The organism is Steroidobacter cummioxidans, from assembly GCF_003104955.1.
Genome location: NZ_LSRW01000017.1, coordinates 101059 through 124046 on the forward strand (window position 1 = coordinate 101059; position 22988 = coordinate 124046).

General features: G+C 62.2%; 23 protein-coding genes. 10 read left to right on the top strand and 13 right to left on the bottom strand.

All coding sequences use genetic code 11. The features are described 5' to 3' along the window. Positions 1-6: 6 nt before the first annotated feature. Positions 7-1194, bottom strand: a complete 1188-nt coding sequence (locus tag D0550_RS10755; protein ID WP_116809186.1) for an efflux RND transporter periplasmic adaptor subunit — start codon at positions 1192-1194, stop codon at positions 7-9. 122 nt (positions 1195-1316) lie between these two features. Here D0550_RS10755 and D0550_RS10760 point away from each other — a divergent pair, with 122 nt between their 5' ends. Next, entirely contained in the window at positions 1317-1925 is a 609-nt protein-coding gene (locus tag D0550_RS10760) for a TetR/AcrR family transcriptional regulator (protein WP_116809187.1), read from the top strand. A gap of 1 nt (position 1926) precedes the next feature. Here the strand turns inward: D0550_RS10760 and D0550_RS10765 are convergent, their stop codons facing one another. Further along, positions 1927-2970, bottom strand: coding sequence for a hypothetical protein (locus D0550_RS10765; protein ID WP_206606201.1), 1044 nt, complete (start codon positions 2968-2970; stop codon positions 1927-1929). Positions 2971-3067: 97 nt separating this feature from the next. Here D0550_RS10765 and D0550_RS10770 point away from each other — a divergent pair, with 97 nt between their 5' ends. Both D0550_RS10770 and D0550_RS10775 read left to right on the top strand, forming a co-directional pair. Beyond that, positions 3068-4000 (top strand): LysR substrate-binding domain-containing protein, encoded by a 933-nt coding sequence (locus D0550_RS10770; RefSeq protein ID WP_116809188.1) that lies wholly within the window; start codon positions 3068-3070, stop codon positions 3998-4000. Positions 4001-4073: 73 nt separating this feature from the next. Then, positions 4074-5393, top strand: a complete 1320-nt coding sequence (locus tag D0550_RS10775; RefSeq protein ID WP_116809189.1) for a sugar MFS transporter — start codon at positions 4074-4076, stop codon at positions 5391-5393. Positions 5394-5409: 16 nt separating this feature from the next. Here the strand turns inward: D0550_RS10775 and D0550_RS10780 are convergent, their stop codons facing one another. Genes D0550_RS10780 through D0550_RS10805 form a run of 6 tightly spaced genes read right to left on the bottom strand, consistent with a single transcriptional unit; the run spans position 5410 to position 10142 of the window. Next, entirely contained in the window at positions 5410-5826 is a 417-nt protein-coding gene (locus D0550_RS10780) for an aconitase X swivel domain-containing protein (protein WP_116809190.1), read from the bottom strand. Next, positions 5816-7078, bottom strand: a complete 1263-nt coding sequence (locus D0550_RS10785) for an aconitase X catalytic domain-containing protein (protein ID WP_116809191.1) — start codon at positions 7076-7078, stop codon at positions 5816-5818. The genes D0550_RS10780 and D0550_RS10785 overlap by 11 nt, the downstream gene beginning before the upstream one ends. After that, complete coding sequence (gene lhpI / locus D0550_RS10790) at positions 7063-8001, bottom strand: bifunctional Delta(1)-pyrroline-2-carboxylate/Delta(1)-piperideine-2-carboxylate reductase (RefSeq protein ID WP_116809192.1); 939 nt, start codon at positions 7999-8001, stop codon at positions 7063-7065. Before lhpI ends, D0550_RS10785 begins: the two co-directional genes overlap by 16 nt. 8 nt (positions 8002-8009) lie before the next feature. Beyond that, positions 8010-8912 (bottom strand): beta-keto acid cleavage family enzyme, encoded by a 903-nt coding sequence (locus D0550_RS10795; RefSeq protein ID WP_116809193.1) that lies wholly within the window; start codon positions 8910-8912, stop codon positions 8010-8012. A 2-nt stretch (positions 8913-8914) separates the two neighbouring features. Next, positions 8915-9673: an SDR family oxidoreductase gene (locus D0550_RS10800; protein ID WP_116809194.1), complete on the bottom strand. Its 759-nt coding sequence runs from the start codon at positions 9671-9673 to the stop codon at positions 8915-8917. A 19-nt stretch (positions 9674-9692) separates the two neighbouring features. Beyond that, positions 9693-10142 carry an acyl-CoA thioesterase gene (locus D0550_RS10805; protein ID WP_116809195.1) on the bottom strand — a complete coding sequence of 150 codons (450 nt, stop codon included), beginning with the start codon at positions 10140-10142 and terminating at the stop codon, positions 9693-9695. A gap of 144 nt (positions 10143-10286) precedes the next feature. Between D0550_RS10805 and D0550_RS10810 the strand changes: the two genes are divergently transcribed. Genes D0550_RS10810 through D0550_RS10820 form a run of 3 tightly spaced genes read left to right on the top strand, consistent with a single transcriptional unit; the run spans position 10287 to position 15777 of the window. Continuing rightward, on the top strand, positions 10287-12488 hold the full coding sequence (locus D0550_RS10810; protein ID WP_116809196.1) for a TonB-dependent receptor: 2202 nt from the start codon (positions 10287-10289) through the stop codon (positions 12486-12488). Positions 12489-12497: 9 nt separating this feature from the next. Continuing rightward, positions 12498-14480: an alpha/beta hydrolase family protein gene (locus D0550_RS10815; protein ID WP_161965758.1), complete on the top strand. Its 1983-nt coding sequence runs from the start codon at positions 12498-12500 to the stop codon at positions 14478-14480. Then, a complete protein-coding gene (locus tag D0550_RS10820) occupies positions 14461-15777 on the top strand; it encodes a spinster family MFS transporter (RefSeq protein WP_116809198.1) in 1317 nt (438 codons plus the stop codon). Before D0550_RS10815 ends, D0550_RS10820 begins: the two co-directional genes overlap by 20 nt. Positions 15778-15786: 9 nt before the next feature. On the opposite strand, the gene D0550_RS10825 is transcribed toward D0550_RS10820, so the two are convergent. Both D0550_RS10825 and argE read right to left on the bottom strand, forming a co-directional pair. Next, the gene (locus D0550_RS10825; RefSeq protein WP_116809199.1) at positions 15787-16533 is read right to left on the bottom strand and encodes a GntR family transcriptional regulator; all 747 of its coding nucleotides are present in this window, start codon (positions 16531-16533) and stop codon (positions 15787-15789) included. A gap of 24 nt (positions 16534-16557) precedes the next feature. After that, positions 16558-17754, bottom strand: a complete 1197-nt coding sequence (gene argE, locus D0550_RS10830; protein ID WP_116809200.1) for an acetylornithine deacetylase — start codon at positions 17752-17754, stop codon at positions 16558-16560. 173 nt (positions 17755-17927) lie between these two features. On the opposite strand from argE, the gene D0550_RS10835 reads away from it, so the two are divergent. From D0550_RS10835 to D0550_RS10845, 3 genes are all read left to right on the top strand, one after another. After that, positions 17928-18314 (top strand): VOC family protein, encoded by a 387-nt coding sequence (locus D0550_RS10835; RefSeq protein WP_116809201.1) that lies wholly within the window; start codon positions 17928-17930, stop codon positions 18312-18314. A 26-nt stretch (positions 18315-18340) separates the two neighbouring features. Then, positions 18341-19231, top strand: coding sequence for a class I SAM-dependent methyltransferase (locus tag D0550_RS10840; protein ID WP_116809202.1), 891 nt, complete (start codon positions 18341-18343; stop codon positions 19229-19231). A 385-nt stretch (positions 19232-19616) separates the two neighbouring features. Next, positions 19617-19880 (top strand): hypothetical protein, encoded by a 264-nt coding sequence (locus tag D0550_RS10845; RefSeq protein WP_116809203.1) that lies wholly within the window; start codon positions 19617-19619, stop codon positions 19878-19880. 78 nt (positions 19881-19958) lie between these two features. On the opposite strand, the gene D0550_RS10850 is transcribed toward D0550_RS10845, so the two are convergent. From D0550_RS10850 to ftrA, 3 genes are read right to left on the bottom strand one after another with little or no spacing between them, the layout of a single operon-like run. Continuing rightward, positions 19959-20237 carry a Dabb family protein gene (locus D0550_RS10850; RefSeq protein WP_116809204.1) on the bottom strand — a complete coding sequence of 93 codons (279 nt, stop codon included), beginning with the start codon at positions 20235-20237 and terminating at the stop codon, positions 19959-19961. A gap of 36 nt (positions 20238-20273) precedes the next feature. After that, positions 20274-21443, bottom strand: a complete 1170-nt coding sequence (locus D0550_RS10855; RefSeq protein WP_116809205.1) for an MFS transporter — start codon at positions 21441-21443, stop codon at positions 20274-20276. Positions 21444-21454: 11 nt separating this feature from the next. Further along, complete coding sequence (ftrA, locus tag D0550_RS10860; protein WP_116809206.1) at positions 21455-22438, bottom strand: transcriptional regulator FtrA; 984 nt, start codon at positions 22436-22438, stop codon at positions 21455-21457. A 94-nt stretch (positions 22439-22532) separates the two neighbouring features. On the opposite strand from ftrA, the gene D0550_RS10865 reads away from it, so the two are divergent. Beyond that, positions 22533-22934 (top strand): rhodanese-like domain-containing protein, encoded by a 402-nt coding sequence (locus D0550_RS10865; RefSeq protein ID WP_116809314.1) that lies wholly within the window; start codon positions 22533-22535, stop codon positions 22932-22934. Positions 22935-22988: the final 54 nt, after the last annotated feature.

The window sequence follows — 22988 nt, forward strand, 5'->3', positions numbered from 1 at the left end:
TTCTGATTACATCGCGACGCGCGAGGACGCCAGTTTCTGGCTGTCGCTCGCGGGCGGCTGATAAGGAATGGCTTCGACGAGGGCGCCGGGCTGCACTTTCTGCTGGCCCGCGACGACCAGCACATCGCCGGCTTGCAGGCCGCCCGTGACCAGCCACTGGTTGCCGATAGCGCGCTCAGTGAGGATCTCGCGCTGCTGAACTTTGCCGTCGCTGTCCACGACGTAAGCGCGCGGCTTGCCAGTCGCATCACGGCTGACAGCTTGCTGTGGCACCAGCAGCGCTTGCGACATCGTGCCTTCCTCGATGATCGCGCGGACGTACAGGTTGGGCAGCAGCTCACCAGTGGGATTCGGGAACTCGGCGCGCAAAGTCACAGAGCCGGTATTGGGGTCCACTGTGACATCCGAGAACTGCAACTTGCCTTCGACCGGATAGGTCGTGCCGTCGTCGAATACGAGCTTCACTTTTGCGGTGGCATCGCCGAGCTGGCCTTGCGCAATGGCGCGCTTCAGCTGCATCACGGCGTTGCTCGATTGCGTCACGTCCACATACATCGGATCGAGCTGCTGAACCGTCGCGAGGGAAGTGGTCTGGTTGGCGGTCACGAGCGCGCCCGCAGTCACTGAAGATTTGCCGATGCGACCTGTGATCGGCGAGATCACTCGCGTGTAGGCGAGATCGATGCGAGCGGTTTCCAGCGCGGCGCGAGCGGAGGCAACTTCGGCGTTCGCTTGTAACAGCGCGGCGTCGGCGTCATCGGCATCCTGCTGGCTGACGGCATTGATCGCTTTGAGCTCGCGATATCGCTCCGCCTTCAAGCGCGTCGTGTGTTGATTCGCCTGCGCCTTCGCGAGCGTGGCTTGGGCGCTGTCCACCGTCGCTTGATAAATCGCGGGATCGATCTGATAGAGCAGGTCGCCTTTCTTCACGGCGCTGCCTTCAACGAACTTGCGTGACTGCAGGATGCCGGTGACTTGCGGCCGCACATCGGCAACGAGCACTGCGCTGGTACGGCCGGGCAACTCAGTGGTGAGAACCACCGGCTTCGGCTGCACGACCACTGCGCTTACTTTCGGTGTGCCCTGCGCAGCGGCGCCCTGTGCCATTGGCGGTTTACCGCAAGCGGTCAAAACAGCGAGGCCAACCAGGCTGAGCGCGGCGGCCAGCGGTGCGCGGTAAGGAGGGCGAATCATGGGGGCTCCCGTCGTCGGCAAAATCAGGTCAAAAGTGTACTGTACGGTTTAGTTTAGAATTGACAGTCGCGTCCGGTCAAGCAAAAATGTACACCTCGGTTTAGTTATGTGACGGGTTCGACATGAAGGTTCGCACCGATGCGAAACGCGACGAAATCGTTGAAATCGCAAGAAAAACCTTTCTCGAGCTGGGCTACGAGCGGACCTCCATGGCGGAGATTTCGGCGCGGATGGGCGGCTCGAAGGCGACCTTGTATGGATACTTTCCGTCCAAGGAGGCGCTGTTCCTGGCCATCGTGAACAAGCTGGCCGAGCACTACGTATCGCCAGCGGTGCAGCGTCTGGAGCAGAGCGTCGATGAAGATGTGCGCGAGGCGCTGCAACGGTTTGGCGAGCAGTTCCTCGCGTTTATTTCCGATCGCGAGGCGGTGGCGGCGTTTCGCGTGGTGGTCAGTGAGGCCGCCCACTCCGACATCGGCGAGTCGTTTTATGAGACCGGCCCGAAGCGCACCATCGAATCCATCGGTCGTTTTCTCGCCGGTGCGATGGATCGAAAACAATTGCGCCGTGCCGATCCAGAGATCGCCGCTCAACACTTGACGGCGCTGCTCGCACACGCCGAGCCGTGGCATCAATACTTCTCACGCAAGGTACCGAATCCGACACGCGCTCAGATCAAGCGTATCGTTGAGCGCGCATTGGATGTGTTTCTTGGTGGATATAAAGCCTGACTCACGCTTTCCGGGTCAGCTCGGCGAGCCAGGTCGTTTGCCAGGTCGCGCCATTGTCCGCGGATGATGCTTGTTCCCAGCGAGCTGAAGACGGAGTGATGCGCGACCACTGCGATCGCACCTTGAGCGGCTTGCCATTGAGCGTGTCATCGCCAATGAAGGTGCCGACGCCATCCTTGAAGCTGCCGCGCTCTGACATTGTGATCTGTGACGGATTGCGTCCATCCATCCACCAGCGTAACCATTGTTTGGTGTCGCGATCGTAAGCTCGCAGACTCACGCCGCGATAAACGCCGCCAGGCGCGTTGAAAGTTTCGCTATCCACATTGCCGAAGCCGCCGAGCACGGACCAGTTGGTCAGCGTGTTGTCGAACCCTTCCCACTGATTGTCTCGTTTGAGACGTCGATTGCGGACCTGCCACGTCCCCGCCAGAAAATCCCAGTCGCGCGGCGCATCGTCGAGGCGAGGCAGGGAGGTCGGCCTGGCGTTGGTGCGTGTGAAGTAGTTGCGCCAGTTCACTTCCCAGGTCTTGCCGCCGTCCGGCGAGAACGCTTGTTCCCAATTCGGACGCTTGCTGTGGATGTCGAGCCAGCGAAAGCGCACGGTGATCGGCCGACCTTTGAAGGTGTCCTGACCGACGAAGGTGCCCGAGTCGGCTTCGATGCGGCCGAGCACCGGCGGATCGAGTCGGGTCGGATAACGACCATCCAGCCACCAGATCGCCCACTGCCGGGTCGCCGGATCGAAGGAGCGGATCGACAGCCCTCGATAAATTCCGTCGGGCAGCTCGACCACGTTGTCGTCGAGGTTGCCGAGCCCGTTCAGCGTGGTCCAGAAGACGCTCTTGCCGTTGAACTCCTGCCAGTCGTCGTTGCCCGCGAGGCGCTCTTTCAAACGGCGGTGCCAGACATCCCAGTTGCCGATCAGCCAGTCCCAGTCATGCTCGGATGCCGAAATATCCTTGGCGCCCGCCAGCACGGATTGACTGGCTGCGGCGGCTCCCGCCATTGCCATCGCGATCATGACATCTCGGCGATTCATCATCGGGGACATCCTCTGTAGTTGTTCCTCGGGAGCATGTTGGCAACAGCCGCGCGAAGTTGACCACGCGAAGATCGGACCTATACCCTAAGGCGAACTTATGGTGGGGGATCACCGCTTTCCGTCGCTGGTGTCGATCCGAGCCTTCGAAGCTGCGGCTCGTCTGCGCAGTTTTGCCAGGGCGGCCCAGGAGTTGGATACAACTGCCGCGTCGGTGAGTTATCACGTCCGGCAACTCGAGCAGCAGATCGGCGTGACGTTGTTCCGACGTCATCCCCATAAAGTCGAGCTCACCGAGCCTGGCGAGCTGATCGCCACCGAAGCGATGCATGCGTTCGCGGCGTTACGCGCCAGCTTCATTCGCGCGGCCGATTTGGATCAATCACGCCTCTCGATCACGACCTTGCCGACCATCGGCACGAGCTGGCTGACGCCGCGCCTCGGTCGCTTTCGTGCCAGGCATCCTGACCTTCAATTCGAATTGGATTTATCTGCCGAGGCGCAGGATCTCACCGCGGGCCGATTCGACGCGGCGATTCGTAACGGTCATGGTCGGTGGCCGGGACTGCGCGCGACCAAACTGTTCCCGAGCATCTTCATGCCGTTGTGTATTCCCGCGATGAAGGATGCGGCGGCCAAGCTCGCCGATCCGAAGCGTGCGAGTGAAGTGCCGCTACTCGGGCGCACCGACTGGTGGACGTTGTGGTACCAGCAGTTGGGGTTCAGCGAAGTCCCCGCGCTCAAAAGCATTGGCGCGAACCTGTCGGTCGAGTATCTCGATATCACACAAGCGTTGGCGGGCGATGGGGTCGCGATCGGCTCGCCGATTCTGTTCAAGGCCGAGCTCGACGCGGGCCGGCTGGTTGCTGCGCACGATCTGGTCGCGACCGATGGCCGGGCGTTCTGGTTCACGGTGCCGGTGGTGCGCCAGGACAGCCGCAAAATCAGCCTGTTTCGCGACTGGATCCATGACGAAGCGGCGGCCGCCTGCAGCGCGGCTGCGGAGTTCATTCGGCGGGCGAGGGCGGGTTAGCTTCAAGCGCTGTTGCTGGCGGGCCGGGGACCTGGGCTATACTCAGACAATTCGCCCGACTTCGGAGCAGTTCATGGCGTCACCCGTGTCTTCTCTCCCGGCCAGCCAGAGTGCCGGCATCACCAGCACGCAGAAATCGGCGCTCACGCTGCTCGCCAGTCTGTTCTTCATGTGGGGCTTCATCACGGTCATCAACAATACGTTGCTGCCCCACCTGCGCTCCGTATTCGACCTCACCTATACCCAGACCACCTGGATCGAGTCGGTGTGGTTCATCGCGTACTTCGTCGCCTCCATCCCCTCCGCCAAGCTCATCGAGCGCATCGGCTACAAGTATTCGATGGTGGTGGGACTGCTGATTATGGCGGCCGGCGCGCTGCTGATGATTCCGGCGGCGCGGATTCCTTCTTATGGCGTCGTGCTCACGGCATTGTTCATCATTGCCGCCGGCATCACGCTGCTGCAGGTTGCCGCGAATCCCTATGTCGCGGTCATCGGGCCGGCGGAAAGCGCATCGTCGCGTCTGAATCTCGTGCAGGCGTTCAATTCCATGGGCACGACGTTCGCGCCCTTGTTCGGCGGCTATTTGATTTTGAGCCGCAGTGCCTCAGGCAACGTCGAAGGCGGCGCCGCCATGTTGACGATGGAGCAGCGCCTGGCCGATGCGCAGTCGGTGCAGCTGCCTTATTTCATCGTGGCGATGGTGCTGGTCGTGTTGGCCGTCGTGATCGCGCGCTACAAGCTGCCGGACCTCGATGCCGCCGCGCGCCGCCTCGACGCGGCGGAGCGCAAGAACCACTCGCTGTGGAAGCATCGCAATCTGTTGCTGGGCATTCCCGCCATCTTCATTTATCTGATCGCCGAGATCGGCGTCAGCAACCTGTTCATCAACTTCGTGTCGGCGCCGGAGATTGGCAACCTGACGCACGCGCAGGCGTCCAATTATCTGTTTCTGCTCTGGGGCGGCATGATGGTGGGCCGCTTTGTCGGCAGCCAGTTGATGCGTAAGTTTGCGGCCGAGAACGTACTGGCCTGGGCCGCCACCGGCGCATTTATCGTCATGATGTTGACGGTCTTCGCGACCGGCCAGCTCGCGATGTGGAGCCTCATTTCCGTGGGTCTGTTCCACTCCATCATGTTCCCGACGATCTTCACGTTGGGCATTCGCGGCCTCGGCCCGCTGACGGAAGAGGGCTCGGGCCTGTTGATCATGGCGATCGCCGGCGGCGCGCTGGTGGTCGTGCAGGGACGGCTCGCCGACATGTTTGGGTTGCAGGCGTCCTTCCTGCTGACCGCAGTGTGCGAGTTGTATGTGCTGTTCTACGCGATGTGGGGCTGCAAGGTCACGTCAGCTGAGCCGGAGCAGCACCTGACGGCGCCGACGGGGAACTAGGGCCTGTTAACAGGCCCTAGAGGAACTCAACGCGCGCGCGGCTCTCGTCTGCTTCGATGCGCAGACGCTGATTGCGAGTCAGCGTCTCCCACGCGTCTTCCCAGAGCACGATAGGAATCTGGACGCCGTAGAGCTCCTCTGCGACCAGGGCGCCCATCACCAGAATGGGATCGTACTGGCCGAGAATGATTGCAGCAGGGGCGCGGCCGGCGCGGGCGATTTCCACCAGCGCGCTGGATGAGGACGAAGAGCCTCGTGCGGCTCGCATCGCCAGAATGCGATCGGCAATGAGCGTGCCCTGTTGCGGATGAGTTCGGTCGACGATCTCGCTGGACTGCAAATCGACGCCGCCCCACAGGCTCAACGGTGTGTCGAGCAGTAACAACTGGCCTTCCCGCGAGCCGGAAGTGAGTGCGCGAGCATCAGCGATCATCCGGCGCCACCTTTCCCAGTTCGGCAGAACGAATACAGCGCTGCAGCGTCATCAGACCGACGTGTCGGCGCAGGTTCCCTGGGCCGTAATGCGCATACTTCGCAGACGTTGTGACGATTGCGCCCGTCGTGTCTCGAACGACGGGAGACACATACGTGCAGGTGTCGACGACGACCTTCACGCCGAACTCGCGCAAAGGAGCGAGATGCTCATCTGCATCCACGGACGCGGCGATCTCGCGCGAGGTGGAGACGAAAACCTCAACGCCCGATGCCGCGCGACGACCGCGAACTGCCGCGCTCAGCGCTTGGAATTCCGTCATCGAGTAGTGCGGTGTGCCCAGGCACATCGCAGAGACCGGCTCGCCCTCGTTCAGTGGGCAGAGCTTTGCCGCGGCTTGATGCAAGTCTGCTGCAGAGATGGATTGGCCTGAGATCGAGGCTAGCGTGGCCTGATCTGCGAATTGCGCCGCTTCAGGCGTCAAACCTTCCGCATGAAACAGCGCCAATGCGCCCGACGATGCCGCCGCCGAGCCCAACGATTTCAACTCATCTTCATTCGTATCCGCGGGCAAGCCACGCAGCAGTGGCACGTGCCCTTGCGAAAGAGCGCCAAGCGCATAACCCACCGTCGCGAAATACAGATCGCGCGGCAGCTCCGATCGTTGCAGCGACACCGTGTCGATCACCAGCGTCGGGCGGCGGTTCTCCTCGAGATGCAAGCCGGCCAATGGCACGCGTCCAGTCAGTGCGGCACAGAGATCTGTGAAATCGCCGTAACGATCGGTTCTCGCGCCGAGCACAGAGTTCGCGAAGACGATCGCGTTCGATTCCGCCCAGGCGATGTGCTCGCCTGCGCGAGGACGAATGACGCGCTGATACGGCGCGCAGGTCAGTGTGGGTTTGCATCCCAGTTGCAGGTGTAATTCTGTGAGCTGGCGCTGTGCATCGAGGAGATTGGCGGGACCGCAGTGCCATTCCGGATGCGTCACATCGACGGCGGCGACATTGAGCGTCGTCGGTACGCGAACTCGACCGCCGAGCGACACGAAGCGCTCCACGAAGTCGATGCTCGAAGGCCCGTGATACAGGCAACCATCGATATGAGCGGATGCGACGCTCACGAATTCGCGCGCGCCTGAAGCTCGACCGTACCGGACCAGCATCGCCATCGCGCGTGCGGCTGCTTGGCCGTGGGTGCCGTCGAGCAGCGCCTGATCGATGGGAGCGAGCTCGATCAGTTCTGCTGCCATTTCTCGAATACCAGTTCCGCCGCGGCCAGATCTTCCAACGCCGCGCCGACGGATTTGAATAGCGTGATAGCGTCGCGATCGGTGCCGCGCCCGGCATGTTTCTTCTGACACAGCGCGGTCAGGTCTGCAGCAATGTCGTCGGCGCGAATGTGTCCGCCGTCGATCGCCTGGAGCAGGTCGCCTGCTTCCTCCATGGCGCCGGCGTACGTGTCGACGAATACACGCGCGCGCGAAAAGCACACGCCATCGGCTTCGCACATCTCCGGGCGGAATGCGCCGATCAAGTCGACGTGCATGCCCTCGCGCAGGTCGGCGCCGTGGATCAATGGTGACGTGGCCAGAGTGGCCGATGAAACAATATCTGCGGACGAGAGCGCTGCCCGGACATCGGTTACTGCTTCGGCTTTAAAGTTGCTGGCGCGAGCCTGTGCGGCCGCGGTAGCTGCGTTCTGTGGATCGCGTCCCCAGATCAGAATCGTCTCGATCGGAAAGGCGCTGGCATAAGCCTCGATCAGCGCGGGAATCATCGCTCCGGTTCCCAACAGCAACAGCCGTCGGGAATCCGGACGAGCAAGGAATGTCGCAGCCAGCACGGAGGCCGCAGCGGTGCGCCGCCTCGTGAGCGTCGCTCCATCCAACACTGCGAGCGGGCGAGCGGTGGCGCGATCCATCAACACGTAGCTCGACCTGACCGACGGCCGAGCCACGCGATCGACGTTGACGATCTTCACGCCAAGCCGTGAGCTCTCGTTCCAGGACGGCATGAGCAGGAGCGAGGACGTCTTGCTCATGTCGTGCGCGTACCTCGGCGGCGATTGATAACCGCCGTTCTCGAATGCGGCGCGCAACGTCGCGATCAACTCCGGCATGGGCGAGAGTCGTTCGACGGTGGCCGCATCGATCAGAGGGACGCTGTCGGTCATGGTCGCTTTTATCCGGCGGGTTTGCGGAGCTTCAGTATCTCACGCGTCTCCGCCGGCGTGGCTACGCTGTAGCCGCCAATGGAATCCACGATCTTGCGCGCGCGCTCGACCAGTTGTCCGTTGGTTGCCCACACGCCGCGCGAGAGATACAAGTTGTCCTCGAGCCCGACACGGATGTTTCCGCCGAGCAACAGCGTCTGCGCCAGCATCGGCATCTGCTCGCGGCCGATGCCGAAAGCACCCCAGATCGTGCCCGGCGCCATGAGGCCGCGCTGATAAAGAATGGTCTCGACACCGTGCGGCGCAGCCCACTGCACGCCCAACACCATCTGCATCATCGCCGGCCCGTCGATCAAGCCTTCTTCGACCAGTTTGTTGCCGAACAGAATGTCGCCGGCGCCGAACACTTCCAGCTCCGGCTTCACGCCCGCGGCCTGAAAGCGCTTGGCCATGGCGCGCAGCGTGTGGGTCGGGCTGAAATAGATGTATTCGGTTTTGCCTTCCACCTGATTGTTGGTGACGATGTCGAGCGTGGCGATCTCGGGTAGCAGTTCTTCGACGTGAGCGACGCGCTCATCGACGCCGACGACATCGCTGCCGGGAGCCATGTGGCCTTCGCGCTCGGGATCGGGCAGAAAGTAAGCGCCCATGCCGCACGTGAGATTCAGCACGATATCGACGCCGGTTTGACGCACGCGGTCCACGACTTCACGAAAGTGCGCGCGATCGCGATTGCCCTGGCCCGTCTTCGGATCGCGCACGTGAATGTGCACGATGCTGGCGCCGGCTGAGGCCGCTTCGATACACGCGTCGGCGATCTGCTTCGGCGTGATCGGCATCGACGGGTGTTTGGGATTGAAGGGCGCGCCGCCAGTGACTGCGCAGGTCAGGATGGTCTTCTTGTCGCTCATGATTACTCTTCCCATTCCATGTTGCCGCTCAGCGCGATCAGCTCGCCGGTGACCTTCTTGCCCTGCTCGGAAGTGAGGTACTCGACCAGATCGGCGAACTCGCTTGGCTCCACTTTGGTCCGTAACGAGACGTACTTCAGATAGTCGTTCTCGATGTCCTCGAAGCTGCGGCCGGTCGCATCGGCATTGCGCTGGACGATGAAGCGGAAGCGGTCATTGTTGATGATGCCCGGCAGGATGGCGTTGCAGCGGATGCCGAACGGTCCCAGCTCTCGCGCACTGTTGCGCGTCAGGCCTTCGACACCGGCCTTCGAGGCGATGTACGGAGCGCGAAACGGAATGCCCGTGCGAGTGGAGCAGGTAGAGAAATTGACGATCGAGCCGCCGCCATTCGCTTTCAACATGGGAATCGCGCGCTTCATGCAATAGAACATGCCGCTCAGATTGACGGCGATGGTCTTGTCCCACTCGTCTTCATTCATGTCTTCGATCGGGCCGCGCGGTCCGGCCATGCCGACCACGTTGACCAGAATCGTCAAATCGCCGATTGACGCGCGCACGTCGGCGAACAAACGATCGACATCGCCACGCACGCCCACATCGGCAGTGCTGCCGCTCATGCCGGGATTGGCGGCGAGCGTTGCTTTGACGGCGTCACCGCGCACATCGCAGATGTGCACCTTGTGGCCTTTGCCGGCAAAGCGCTCGGCAATGACTCTTCCGACGCTGTCACCGGCGCCGGTGACCAATACGCGCTCCATTGAAACTGTCCTCTAGCGATTACTGTGAATTGGCCGCCGCGGGCAGGAGCAATCGCTGCGCGATTTCTCGGGCGCCCGCATCGAGCGGAATGGATTTCCTCGCGTCCAGATCGAAGCGCACCGTGATGCCTTCCATCACGGTGCAGACGCGGCCGTCCGAGCGGCGTGACAGCTCGGTGCGGTGACGGATCGAAGAGTTGCCGAAGCTGATCAGGCCGCTGCGCAGGATGATGAGGTCGCCCGCGACCAGCTCGTGCTGATAGGAGATTTCATGACGCACATCGGCCCAGCCGAGGCGTCGGCCGTCGCGCACCTCGACCACCGGGCCGAATTCGCCCAACAGGTGATAGGCGGCGCCATCCAGCAGCGGCATCTGATGCTGGACCGAGAAATGCCCCATGGAGTCGCAGTGCCATGGGAACACCACGCCGCGAAAGGTCTCGATGCCATGCCCGGCCTGCTCGCCCATCCCGATCCTCCACCGTCCGCCAATAGTCGACAACAGTTATACAAATTGTTTTTTCAGATACTAGCGGCGTCTGCTTGACTTGTCGACATAGATTATACAGAGTGCTTCGGGACGATCCGGTAGCTATGAAGAGATGGGGCTCACATGCGTAAATCGCTTTCAATCGGCCTGCGTTGCGGCGTTACCGTCGCGCTTCCGTGGGTCGCTCTGGGCAGCCAGGCTGCCGAGCAGAGCGCCGATTCCGGCGTGCTGCAGGAAATCGTCGTCACTGCCAACAAGCGCAACGAAAGCCTCACCGAGGTGCCCTCGACCATCGCGCTGCTGACCGGCGACACGCTGGAGCAGCGGGGCATGCAGCAGTTCTCGGAGTACATCAAGGCGGTGCCCGGCTTGAGTGCCATCGACGCGGCGGCGCCGGGGCGCGGTCAGGCGGTGATTCGCGGCGTCACTTCGGGTGTGAAGCAGAACGCGCCGACGGTGGTGTTCTATCTCGACGATCTGCCGCTGACCGCCAGCAGCCCGCTGGCCGTGTCGGGCACCAACATCTTCGATCCGCAGCTCGCCGACGTGGAGCGCGTCGAAGTGCTGAAAGGTCCGCAGTCGACGCTGTATGGCGCCAGTGCCATGGGCGGCTTGATCAAGATCGTGACCAAACAACCCTCGTTCTCGGGTTTCGAAGGCTCGGTTCGCACCGAGTTCGGGGGCATCGAGGACGGCGGCGCCATCTATGGCGCGAACGCCTCGTTCAACCTGCCCCTGAGCGATCGAGTGGCATTGCGTCTGTCAGGCTATGGTCGTCACCGCGGCGGCTTCGTCGACAACGCGCGCTACAACGACAAAGACGTGAACGAGTCGGATTCCTACGGCGTGCGCGCAGCGCTGCGAATTCAGATCAATGATGTGCTGGAAACCAGCTTCTCCAGCATGTACCAGAAGACCGAAGGCGATGCGTACGCTTACGAGTCGCTGGATCCGGTGACGTTGAAGCCGATGTTCGGCCAGTATCGCTTCGATCTCAATTACAACACCGCATTCTCGTCCGAGTACCAGACCGTCGCGAATACCACGACCTACGATGCCGGCTTTGCGACCATCACCAACACACTGAGCTACTCGCAGACCGACGATTTCTTCCTGCGTGACTACAGCAACCAGTATTACGTCTTCATTCCGACGGCGCCGGACGGGGTCGGAATTCCGGGCCGCACGACGACGGTGACCGAGCGTGTCACCAACGAGTTTCGCATCGCGTCGAAGGAAGGCGAGAAGATCGAGTGGCTGGCGGGCTTGTTCTATACGCGCGAGAAGGATCGCTACGGCGCGCATATCAGCGCTAACGATCCGGTGACTGGCGCGGTGCTGCCGGGCGAGATCGGCAATGTTTATACCTTCGATCTGTTCGCCAACTTCGAAGAGTACGCGGCGTTCGGCGATGTGACTTACAACTTCTCGGATCAATTCGAAGTCACCGCCGGCATGCGCTACAGCAAGAACGAGCAGGATTTCCGCGCACCGCGCTCGGGCGTGATTTCAGCCAGTCCGCTGCTGACCGGCGACTCCTCGGACAGCGCGAACACGTATCTGGTGACCGCCAGCTATCATCCGACCGAGCGCTCGACGATCTACGCGCGCGCGGCCAGCGCCTATCGACCTGGCAGCACGCAGCCGCTGAACAACTCGGCGGCGCCGGCCGAGTACGGCCCGGATCATCTGTGGAACTACGAGGTCGGTGTGAAGGGCGACTGGCTCGGCGGCACGTTGAGCCCGGAGCTGTCCATCTATCACATCGATTGGAGCGACATTCAGCTCAACTCGCTCGTGAACGGCTTCTCGGTGATCTCCAACGCCGGCAAGGCCGAGAGCGAAGGCGTGGAGGCGTCGCTGACCTATCGGCCGATCAGAGGGCTTTCAATTGCCGGCGCGGCCGCGTACAACAGGGCCAAGATTCTGACCGACAACCCCTCGATCGGAGCCGTCGCCGGCGATACGCTGCCATTCAGCCCGAAGTGGACCGGCTCGCTATCGATTGACTACTCAATGCCCGTTTCCGCCGCTGCCGATGCCCTGTTCGGCGTGACCTATGCGTATCAAGGCGAGCGCTATACGGCGCTGTCCGGCGATGCGATCAACACGCGTTACGAGTTGCCGGACTACTCGACGTTGGACCTGCGAGCGGGCCTGGAGTGGAGCACGTACTCCGTGTCCTTGCGCATCGACAACGTGACGGACGAGCGAGCGCTCACGTCGGCGCAGCGTGTGCGTGTCAATGCCACGCAGAACAATCCTGTCATTGGTACGGTGCTACAACCGCGCACGGCCATGTTGGCCTTGGGTGTCAAATTCTGAGGAATGTCGGTGCCGGAATCAGTCGAAGCAACAGGGCTGCATAACCGCGTCGAAGCTTATTTCCGGAACCTGTACCGGCCCGGAACGCAGCAGTTTCACGCGGTTGTGCATGCGGTGGAGAACGCGAGCACCGGAGTCATCGCTTTCTCCGGTCCCATCTACGATGCGGACGGCGGATTTCCCGTCACCCGTCTCGGCATCATCGATGCCGACGGGCGCATGCAAGTGCTCAGCTCCGGCAGCGCCAACGACGCCGATCCAAAGTGGTCGCCGGACGGCAAGACATTGGCCTTCGTGTCGGATCGGGCTCGCGGCGGCGGCAACTTTCAATTGTTCCTGGCGAGCGCGAGCGATCTCGCGACGCAGCGTCCCGGGCCCATCATCGCAGGCGAGGTAGTAGAAAGCTTCGCCTGGTCCGGCGACGGTCAGCGCATTCTCCTGCAGACAGCCGAGGCAGGAGCGGACGCAGCGGGTTCGGCGAGCACCGCCCAGATTGGCAGCCGAACAACACAGCGAGCCAGCTGGACGCCGACTGTCGAGACGGGCTCGCATGATGGCCAGTGGCGTCGGGCTCGCGTTTGGACCGTTGCGACCAATGCGCTGACCGATATCGGCGGCGCCGATCAGAACGTCTGGGAAGCGGATTGGTGTGGCGACAAAGAAATCGCCGCGATCGTTTCGGCCAGTCCCACCGAAGGCGGCTGGTATCAGACTGAGCTGGGCGTCGCGCCGGCCAGCGGTGGACGATTTGTTTCTATCGCGCGCCCGCCGGTGCAGCTGGCCAAGGTGTGTGCCTCGCCGGACGGACAGCACATCGCGGTGATCGAGGGAAGATTCCATCGCACCGTGGCGCTGGGATCATTGACGATTTACGACAGCGCCGGCGCGGTCGCGTTGCGCCCGGTGCTGGGGGCGGAAGTTTCTTCGCTCACCTGGCGTGACAATGATCGACTGGCCTTTGTCGGCTTCCAGGCGCCCGGGACCGTCGCAGGAACGTTCCATCTGTCGACGCGGCAGGCTCGAATTGCATGGAGATCGTCGGGCACGGCGGGGCGCAAAGTGCCGTCGGGCTCGCCTGCTGGAACCGCCGGCTTTGTGCTTCCAACTCACGCTTTCGACGCCTATGCGCGCATCGTGCGTGTGGATGATGAAGGTCGCGAGCGCGTCGTTGCTGACTTCACGCACGAGGGTGCAAAGCAAGTCCTCAACGTGCTGGATACCGCCAAGGCGATCAGGTGGCGGGGCCGCGACGGGCTGGAGATTCTGGGCTATCTCGCCCTCCCGCAACACGTCGAGCGGCCGCCCCTTGTAGCGTTCATTCACGGTGGGCCGTCGCATCTGTTCCGCGACTCCTGGACCTTCGACAATCCGCTCGCGGCTTTGCTGGTCAGTGCCGGCTACGCGGTATTGTTTCCAAACCCGCGCGGCAGTTCGGGGCGAGGCTTGGAGTTCGCGTCGCGCGTCATCGGTGAGTGGGGAGGCGAAGACAGCTTCGACATCCTCGCCGGTATCGATCATGTGGTCGCCAACTACTCGGTCGATGCCGAGCGATTGTTTGTTACCGGCGGCAGCTATGGCGGCTATATGACGTCGTGGCTGGTCGGTCAAACCCAGCGGTTCCGCGCAGCTTGCGCCATCGCGCCATTGACCGACATGCGCAGCCAGTTCTTCACTTCGCATCATCCGGAATTTCTGTCGATCTATACCTGCGGCGATCCGTACGAAAGTGGCGGGCCGTTCGATGAAAGAAGTCCGCTGCGTCACGCGCACAAAGTCACGACGCCCACGCTGGTGATCGCAGGCGAGCGCGACAAGACCACGCCTTCGAGCCAGGCCATGCAATTTCACCGGGCATTGGTGTTGAGAGGCATCGCGTCGACGCTGGTGCTGTACCCCGAAGAGGGTCACGCGGCGCAGCGCTACGAAGCGCAGATCGATCAGGGCATCCGCGTGCTGCAATGGTTCGAGGCGCATGGCGGACGGCGCCGTTAGGGCTGGCATCGAGCCGGCGGCGCCCGCGGCCGGCGTGATCGACTCCACGCTGTACTCGCCAGCGCGGCGCTGGTTGTTTCTGGCCATTCTGTTTCTGGTCGGCACCTCGAGCTCCGTGGACCGAGTCGTGATCTCGGTGCTGCTCGAGCCGATCAAGCAGGAGTTCCAGGTTTCCGACACCATGCTCGGCATGCTGAGCGGTTTGTCGTTCGCACTGCTGTACTCGGTGCTGGGATTGCCGATCGCGAGGCTGGCCGATCGAGGCGATCGCAAACTCCTAATCACTGTGGCGATTACCGTGTGGAGTGCGATGACCGCGCTTTGCGCCGCTGCAGGTACATTCTGGCAGCTGCTCATCGCACGCATCGGCGTCGGTGTCGGCGAGGCGGGCGCGACGCCGCCGGCGCAATCGCTCATCGTCGACTACTTTCCGTTGTCGCAGCGAGCGCGGGCGATCGGCATCTTTGCCACGTCGGGAACCGCGGGATATCTGCTGGGCTTGTCGCTCGGGTCGCAGCTGGTCACGTCGTTCGGTTGGCGCATGACGCTGCTTGCCTTCGGCTTACCGGGTCTGATCGTTGCGGCGATCGTTTATTTCGTGCTCGACGAGCCGCGTCGGCGGCAGGCGGCCGCCGCCAAAGCTCCGCCGGCCGAGGATTTCATGCAGTCGATTCGCCGGCTGCTCGCCAAGAAGTCATTCGTCCGGTTGCTGATCGGATTCACCATCTATCACTTCGCTGCGTATGGCTCGCTGGTGTTTGTGCCGTCGTACATGACGCGCGTGATCGGCAGCCCCATCGCGGACGCTGGGCTTTACTACGGCATGACTTCCGCGCTCGCGGTGCTCGTCGGCAGCCTCGCTGGCGGCTCGCTGTGCGACATGCTGGTACGTCGTGACAAGCGTTGGATCGCGTGGTTTCCGGCCGCCGGTTATGCGCTGGCGGCGGTGCCATCGGTGTTGATGTTTCTGATCGACGATCTGACGCTGTTTCTGTTCGTCAGCACGCTGAGCGGCATTTTGCTGTACGCCTCGCTGCCGGCCGCATTCTCAGCGGTGCACGCGGTGTGTGGCAGCGCGCGGCGTGCGACGGCGATTGCGCTCGTTCTGTTCTTCGGCAATCTGCTGGGCTTCGGTCTGGGACCGGTGCTTACCGGTGCGATGAGCGACGTGTTCAGTGCATCGATGGGTCCGACGGGGCTGCGTTATGCGCTGCTGTTGGTCATGGCGCTGACGGTGCCGACGTCGTTGCTGATGTTCAGCGCTGCGAAATCGGTGCCCCAGGATCTGGAGCACTGAAGCAAACCGTTACTTGCGCGGCGACAACGAGAAGTCGGCGGTGTTGGTGCCTGCGACGAAGCTCCGGATGCGGTCCCGGAACTCGTCAGAGTGACGGAACACCAGCTTCTCGGCGGCATCGGGATCGCGGTTCTTGATCGCAGCGATCATCTGGCGGTGCTGCTCGACGACATCGCCGTAAGTCGACTTGCGCACATCGGCGGGCTTGAACGCGAGAATAGACAGACGCATCACACTGCGGAGCATCTTGGAGCAGTCCGCCGCCAGAAATTTATTGCCGCAGGCCTGATTGATCGCATCGTGAAACATCCAGTTGGCTTCCACGATCAGACGCGGATTGCCGCCGGCTGAAGCCTGTTCGAACTCTGCATTTCGCTGCTCCAGCAGTTCGATGTGCGCAGGCTGACGACGCAACGCCGCCCAGCGCGTGGTGACGCGCTCATAAAGCTCCAGCGCTTCGAGTATCTGCGGCAGCTGATCGAAATCCAGAGGCGCCACGCGCGCGCTGCGATTCGGCGCGAGTACGACGAGGCCGTCAGAGGCGAGGCGAATCAACGCCTCTCGGATCGGCGTGCGCGAGAAGCCCATTTCATTGCTGATGCGGACTTCGTCGAGCTCGGCGTTCGGCGCCATCTCCATGCTCAGGATTTTTTCCCGCAGCAGTGAATAGACGATCTGCCCGGACGACTGGCGCGTTTCGTCGCCGCCCGCGTGGTTGCCCGCGCGGCTTCTAACCGCTTTTTTAGTGCGCTTCATGCGTGCCCCAGGATCCTTGCATGGTCATTGTGTGCGCACGAAGTCTACCAGTCTCGACATGAAGCGCGCGCCGGCCTCGATCTGACTGACCTCGATGAATTCGTCGGGCTTGTGCGCCTGGGCGATCGAGCCCGGGCCGCAAATCACCGTCGAGAAACCGGCTGCTTGGAATTGTCCAGCCTCGGCGCCGTACGGGACCGCCGTGCCTTCATCCTCCAGGCCCTGCAGCTTGGCGCACAATTTCTCGGCTGCACCGTTCTTTTCATAGCGAAGACCGGGCACTTCCGCCAACGCGCGAACCGCGATGCCCATGTCTGCGCCAGCGGCCTTCAACTTCGCATCCGCGTCAGCGACGGCATCCCAAAAATCTTTGAGGACCTGCTCCGCGTCGCGGCCCGGAATGCAACGCAGATCGAATACGAAGCGGCATTCCCGCGCCAGGATGTTCGCAGCCGTGCCGCCGTGGATCATTCCGACAGTGAGCGTGGACCACTCGGGCTCGAAGCGAGCATCGCGGTGGTGCTGCTGTTCCGCCTTGGCAATGCGCGACAGGATGGCGAGCAGATCGATGGCGATCATGTTCGCCGACACGCCCTCGTGCACCAGGCTCGAGTGCGCTTCGCGGCCCCTGATGACCAGTTCGTAGAAATGAATGCTCTTGTGGCTGTTGACGATGGTCATGCTGGTGGGCTCGCCGACGATGGTGGCGAGCGGCCGATAACCGCTGTCGACGATGTGCTGGATCAGATGCGGCGCGCCGAGGCAGCCGATTTCCTCGTCGTAAGAAAACGCCAGATGCACCGGGCGTTGCAACGGCGCGCGCTGGAGCGCCGGCACGGCGGCCATAGCCAGTGCGATAAATGACTTCATGTCGCTGGTGCCGCGCCCGTAGAGTCGATCGCCACGACGAGTCAGCTGGAATGGGTCGCTGCTCCAGGGTTGATTGGTCACGGGCACGACATCGGTGTGACCCGACAACACCACGCCCCCATCCGTGCCCGGGCCGACAGTCGCGACCAGATTCGCCTTGGTGCCCGCTGCATTGGCGATCCGCTTGGAGCTCACGCCATGCGCGGCCAGATAGTTCTCCACGTAGGCGATCAGCGACAGATTCGTGTCTGACGAAGTGGTGTCGAACGCCACCAGCTGCGCCAGGACGGTGAGCGCCTCGCGGGCGATCTCGACATTCAACGGCTCGGCATCGACCGCGGATTTCTGCATGAAAGACGGCAATTCTGGCGCATCCTGTAAAACGTCGCCGCGCTACCGACAACAATTATACAAATTGTATTTTCTTGCGGCACATCGAGCAACAGCCGCGATTGAACCGGTTCGGCGGGCGGTGCGATGCTTGCCGCCCTACAGCGGCGGCTGTCAGTCAAAAAGGGGGAACCATGATCGACCATCTCGGCATTTCCGTGCCGGATTTCGCGGCGTCGAAGCAGTTCTATCTCAACGCGCTGGCGCCACTAGGCATTGGCGTGGTCATGAACGTGCCCAAAGAGGAGAGCGGCGGCCCGAGCGATTTCACTGGCTTCGGCGCCGACGGCAAACCTTTCTTCTGGATCGGGCAGGGCGTGGGGCCGCAGGGCATGCATCTGTGCTTCACAGCCAAGACTCGGGCCGAGGTGGATGCGTTCTACCAGGCGGCTCTTGCCGCGGGCGCTCGCGACAATGGCCCGCCCGGCATTCGCGCCCATTATCATCCGAACTACTATGGCGCTTTCGTCATCGACATCAACGGTGTGAATCTCGAAGCGGTCTGTCATCGGCCCGCCTGATAACACTCAAACGCAGGAGACAAGAAATGAGAAATGTATTGCTCGCGTCCGCGCTCGCCACGCTTACGGCGCTGTCAGGTTGCTCGAAGCAAGAGCCCACGACGCAGCCCGTTGCTGAAACGACCCAGCCGGCGGCAGAGAGTCCGTTGGTCGCCAGCCTCAACGGCGAGTGGCGCAGCGCCGATGACAAGTCGCGCGATGCCTATCGCCATCCGCAGGAAGCGTTGGAGTTCTGGGGCCTCGCACCAGGCATGACGGTGCTCGAAGTGCAGCCCGGTGCCGGTTGGTGGAGCGACATTCTCGCGCCGTACGCGAACACAACGGGCGGCCAATACTACGCGACCGCTGCGGATCTGGCGAACCCCGAGCTGCCTGAAGCGGCTAAACAGGCGCGCCAGGAGTTCGAAGCGCGATTCGCAGCGAAGCCGGAAGTGTATGGCTCGGTGCAGTTCGTGAACTTCGGTGCCAAGTCGGCGCCGCTGCCGGAGAACACCTTCGACCTCGCGCTGTCGGCGCGCTCGTTCCATGGCTGGATGGGCAGCGGCCTCACCGATAAATTCCTCAAGGATCTGTACGGTGCGCTCAAGCCGGGCGGCATTCTCGCGATCGAGCAGCATCGCGCCAATCCGGGCACGCAGGATCCCAAGGCGCCGACCGGCTATGTGACCGAAGAGTATGTGATCGAGCAGGCGCAGAAGGCCGGCTTCGAGTTGGTGGAGAAGTCCGAGATCAATGCCAACGCCAAGGACACCAAGGATCATCCGTTCGGCGTGTGGACGCTGCCGCCGACCAAGCGCACGCGGCCGTACAGCGAAGGCCCCGATGCCAACGACCCGAACTTCGATCGCACCAAGTATGACGCGATCGGTGAGTCGGATCGCATGACGCTGAAGTTCCGGAAGCCGGCGACGGCTTGAAGCAAGCGTGCAGCACACTCGGACGGCTGGTGCCCATCGGGCACGAGCCGTTCCGAGAACGCGCCGGTCCGCCAGGACCGGTTCGATAAGATGACCGCCATAAGCCTCATAAACAAGAGACGGTCATCCAATGAATATTTGCAACTGTTCAGAAACTCGTCGATGTCTTGGTTCGCACGCGCTGAGGGACATCGCACTACAGTTATAACCTACGGCTGCCTCGGTTATTTCTTGCGCGCCGAGGGCATGTCCGCATGCAACTCGGCGAGGCGCTGCGCGTTTAACTCCGCGATGTCGGGCGCAACATCGATGAGGGCAATCTCCCCTCCGTAATTTACACGGAGGGCCTCATGAGAAGTCAACGCGCTATCCGAGGAGACTTTCAATGGCGAACGAGCGAAACAATCCTGAGGAAAGGAATCGTAATCAGCAGCAGCAACAGACGTCACAAGGTGGCAAGCAACAGGGCCAGGGCCAGGGCCAGGGCCAGGTGCGTCAGGATCAGCAAGGGGGCGGCTCGAAGTCGGGTCAGCACAGCCAGGAAGGCGGACAGCGCAATCAGCCGGGCCAATCGGGTCAGATGCGCTCACCCCAGCAAGGTGGCAATCGCACCGAGCAACAGGACAAGGATCGGGACCGTAATCGCTGAAGTATCGATGCAGTGAGTGGGAGCCAGCCGAGCAATCGGCTGGCTTCATTTGTTTCGAAGGGTTGGATCGAAAACGGCTCAGGCGTCGTAGTCCAGCACCCACCGCTCGGCCATCAATGGGCCGACCGCTTGCTTCACCGGCACATGCACTGGATGGTCGGCATAGGCGTCGAGCGCCGCCCGGTCGGAGAATTCGGAGTACAGGCCGATATCCACCGGTGAGTTCTCCGCGAAGTTGAGACCGACTTCCAGGCCGAGCAGGCCCGGAATCTTGCCGCGCATGCTTTCGAGTTCCTGCTTGACGCGCGCTGCATCAGCTTTGTTCTTGAGGCGCCACAGGACGATGTGCTTGACCATTGTTTGATTTTCCGCGTTCAGTCGAGGGCCGCGATATTACAACGCGGTGGCGCGTTGAGTACGGCGTAATGCCAGGTACGTCGTCAGTAGCACCGCCCAGCCCACAGTCAACACAACGGGAATCAGCTCCAAACCCCAACGCTGCGCAATCAAGCCGCACAGTGCGGGCAGCGCAGCCAGGCCGACCGCTCCCATGGAGATTTGCAGGCCGACGGTATTCGCCGTATGTCTCGGGCCCACCCGTGCCGGCGTGGTTGCGATCATGGAAGGGAAGATCGGGCCGGCGGCGAAGCCCATCAAGACGATTGCGACGGTGTCCACGGCCGGATGCAGGTCGAGCAGCAGTGTCACAACGCCGGCGAGTGCGGCAAACATGCAGAGCTTGATGATGGCATCAGGGCTGGCATCGGCAGGCAGGAACGCATAGCCGAGACGACTCGCAAACAAGCCGCCCCAATACAGCGTGACGGCTGTGCCTGCCGCCGCGGTGGGAATGTCGCGAGCTTCATATAACAACGAGAACACCCACGCACCCGCAGCAGCTTCACAACCGGTGTAAATCAGGAACACCAGCAACGACAGTTGCACCTTGCCGAGTTGCAACGTTTCCAGCAGCTTCGCCGGCCGCTGATGTTCCTCATGCGCCGTGACTGGAGGCGGCCACTGCCGACGCGACATGATGAAGGCAACCGCGAGCACGATCTCGACGACGACGATGATTCGATAACCCAGCTGCCAGGGGCGGCCGGTTGACAGCACTGTCGTCATCAATGCGGGTCCCGCAGCGGCGCCAACGCCATAGAACGCGTGCAGCACATTGACGAGCCGCGCCGAGTAGCGAGTAGCGGCATGCGTGTTGATGGCCGCATCGATGGCCCCCGCGCCGAAGCCGGTGAGCAATCCGAGCGAGACCAGGACAGTCCACGAGGGAGCGATGCTGTAACCAAACAGACTGAGGGCAGTGAGGGCACAAGACAGCGCGAGCAACTCGCCAATGCCCATCCGGCTGAGGATGACGCCGGTCGCAGTGCTCGCTATCACCGAGCCTACGGTCACGGTAATGAACAACGGACCGAGCGCATCCTGATGCAGACCAAAATACGTGCGAAGTGCCGGCCACGCGACTCCAATGACCGCATCCGGCAGACCAAGTGCGATGAATCCAACGAAGCTCAGGACGAGCAACAGCTTGTTCGGTCGTGACATGAAGCGGCGGGTCAGCTGTTGGCGAACTGGCGGCGATACATCGCCGGGCTGGTGCCGGCGACGCGACGGAAGTGGCGTCGGAATGTTTCTTGCGATTTGAATCCCACCGCCTCGGCAACCCGAGGCAGCGAATGGCGTCCGGCTTGCAGCATGTCTTTGGCCAGCGCGACCCGCTCGCGAATCAGCCACTCATAGGGTCCGAAGCCCACCGTTTCGTGAAACTGACGCTGCAGGGTGCGAGGGCTCATGGATGCACGACGAGCCAACGTTCGCAATGTGTGTGCCTGAGCTGGATGCGCGCGTACCCAGTCGAGGAGTTTCGAAAGACGGTTGCGATCATCCTGAGGCATGGGCCGCGGCAGATATTGAGCTTGTCCGCCTTCGCGATGCGGCGGGATGACCAGGCGTTGCGCGACCTGATTCGCGATGCTGGCGCCATAGTCCCGCCGGACCAGATGCAGCAGCATATCCAATCCAGCAGCGGAGCCGGCCGAGGTCAGCACCTGTCCCGAATCGATATAGAGTGAGTTGGGTTCCACGGTGACGGCCGGATAGCGCTTGCTCAGGCGCTCGGCGTAACGCCAATGCGTGGTTACCGTTCGGCCGTCCAGAACGCCAGCCGCTGCAAGCACGAACACTCCCGAGCAAATCGTGCAAAGGCGTGCGCCTCGCTCATAAGCGGCGCGAATCCGGCGCAGTAGTGCCGGCGGAGGGATTTCGTCCGCATTCCGCCAGCCGGGAATCACGATGGTGTCCGCCTCATCGAGCAACGAGAGTGAGTTCGGAACTCGAATCTCGATGCCGCCGGCTGCGCGCAACGGGCCGCGCTCCGCTGAGCACACGGCGAAGTCATACCACTCTACGCCGAGCTCCGGCCGCTCCAGCGCAAACAGCTCGACGACACAGCCGAACTCGAACGTGCACAGTCCGTCATACGCGAGCGCTACGACACGATGACGTTGGACGCGGCGGCTGCCGCGGGCGGTTTTGCTCATGGCGCGATGTTACCGATCTATGGCGTCGGCGCCAGTGGGTGGCGAAGTGGGCTTTGCGCAGAATGCTTACACCATCCAACGCCTGGAGGCACTCATGACCACCGCTGTGACCGCTGTCGCGCCCGCTGCAAGGGACCGCGCGCTGGCGCATTTCGAGACGGCGCTCGAGTTCGAGACCGATTGCTGGGACGTGCACGACGCCCTATCCAGCGGCCAGCAGGATTTTGTGTTGCTCGATGTGCGTAGTCATGCGTTGTATGAAAAAGGCCATGTGCCGGGTGCGGTGAGCCTGCCGCATGGAAAAATCATCGAAGGGACGCTGCGGCAGTATCCGTCCAATACCGTGTTCGTCGTGTATTGTGCGGGACCTCACTGCAACGGCGCACATCGTGGCGCGATCCGACTGGCGCGACTCGGCCGCCCCGTGAAGCTGATGATCGGCGGCATCACTGGCTGGCTGGATGAAGGATTCAGGCTGGCGACCGGTAAGCAATGATTCGTCGCCTCAGGGAGCGCTGGCGAAAGCGCGCGCAGGCTTCTACTCTTGCGG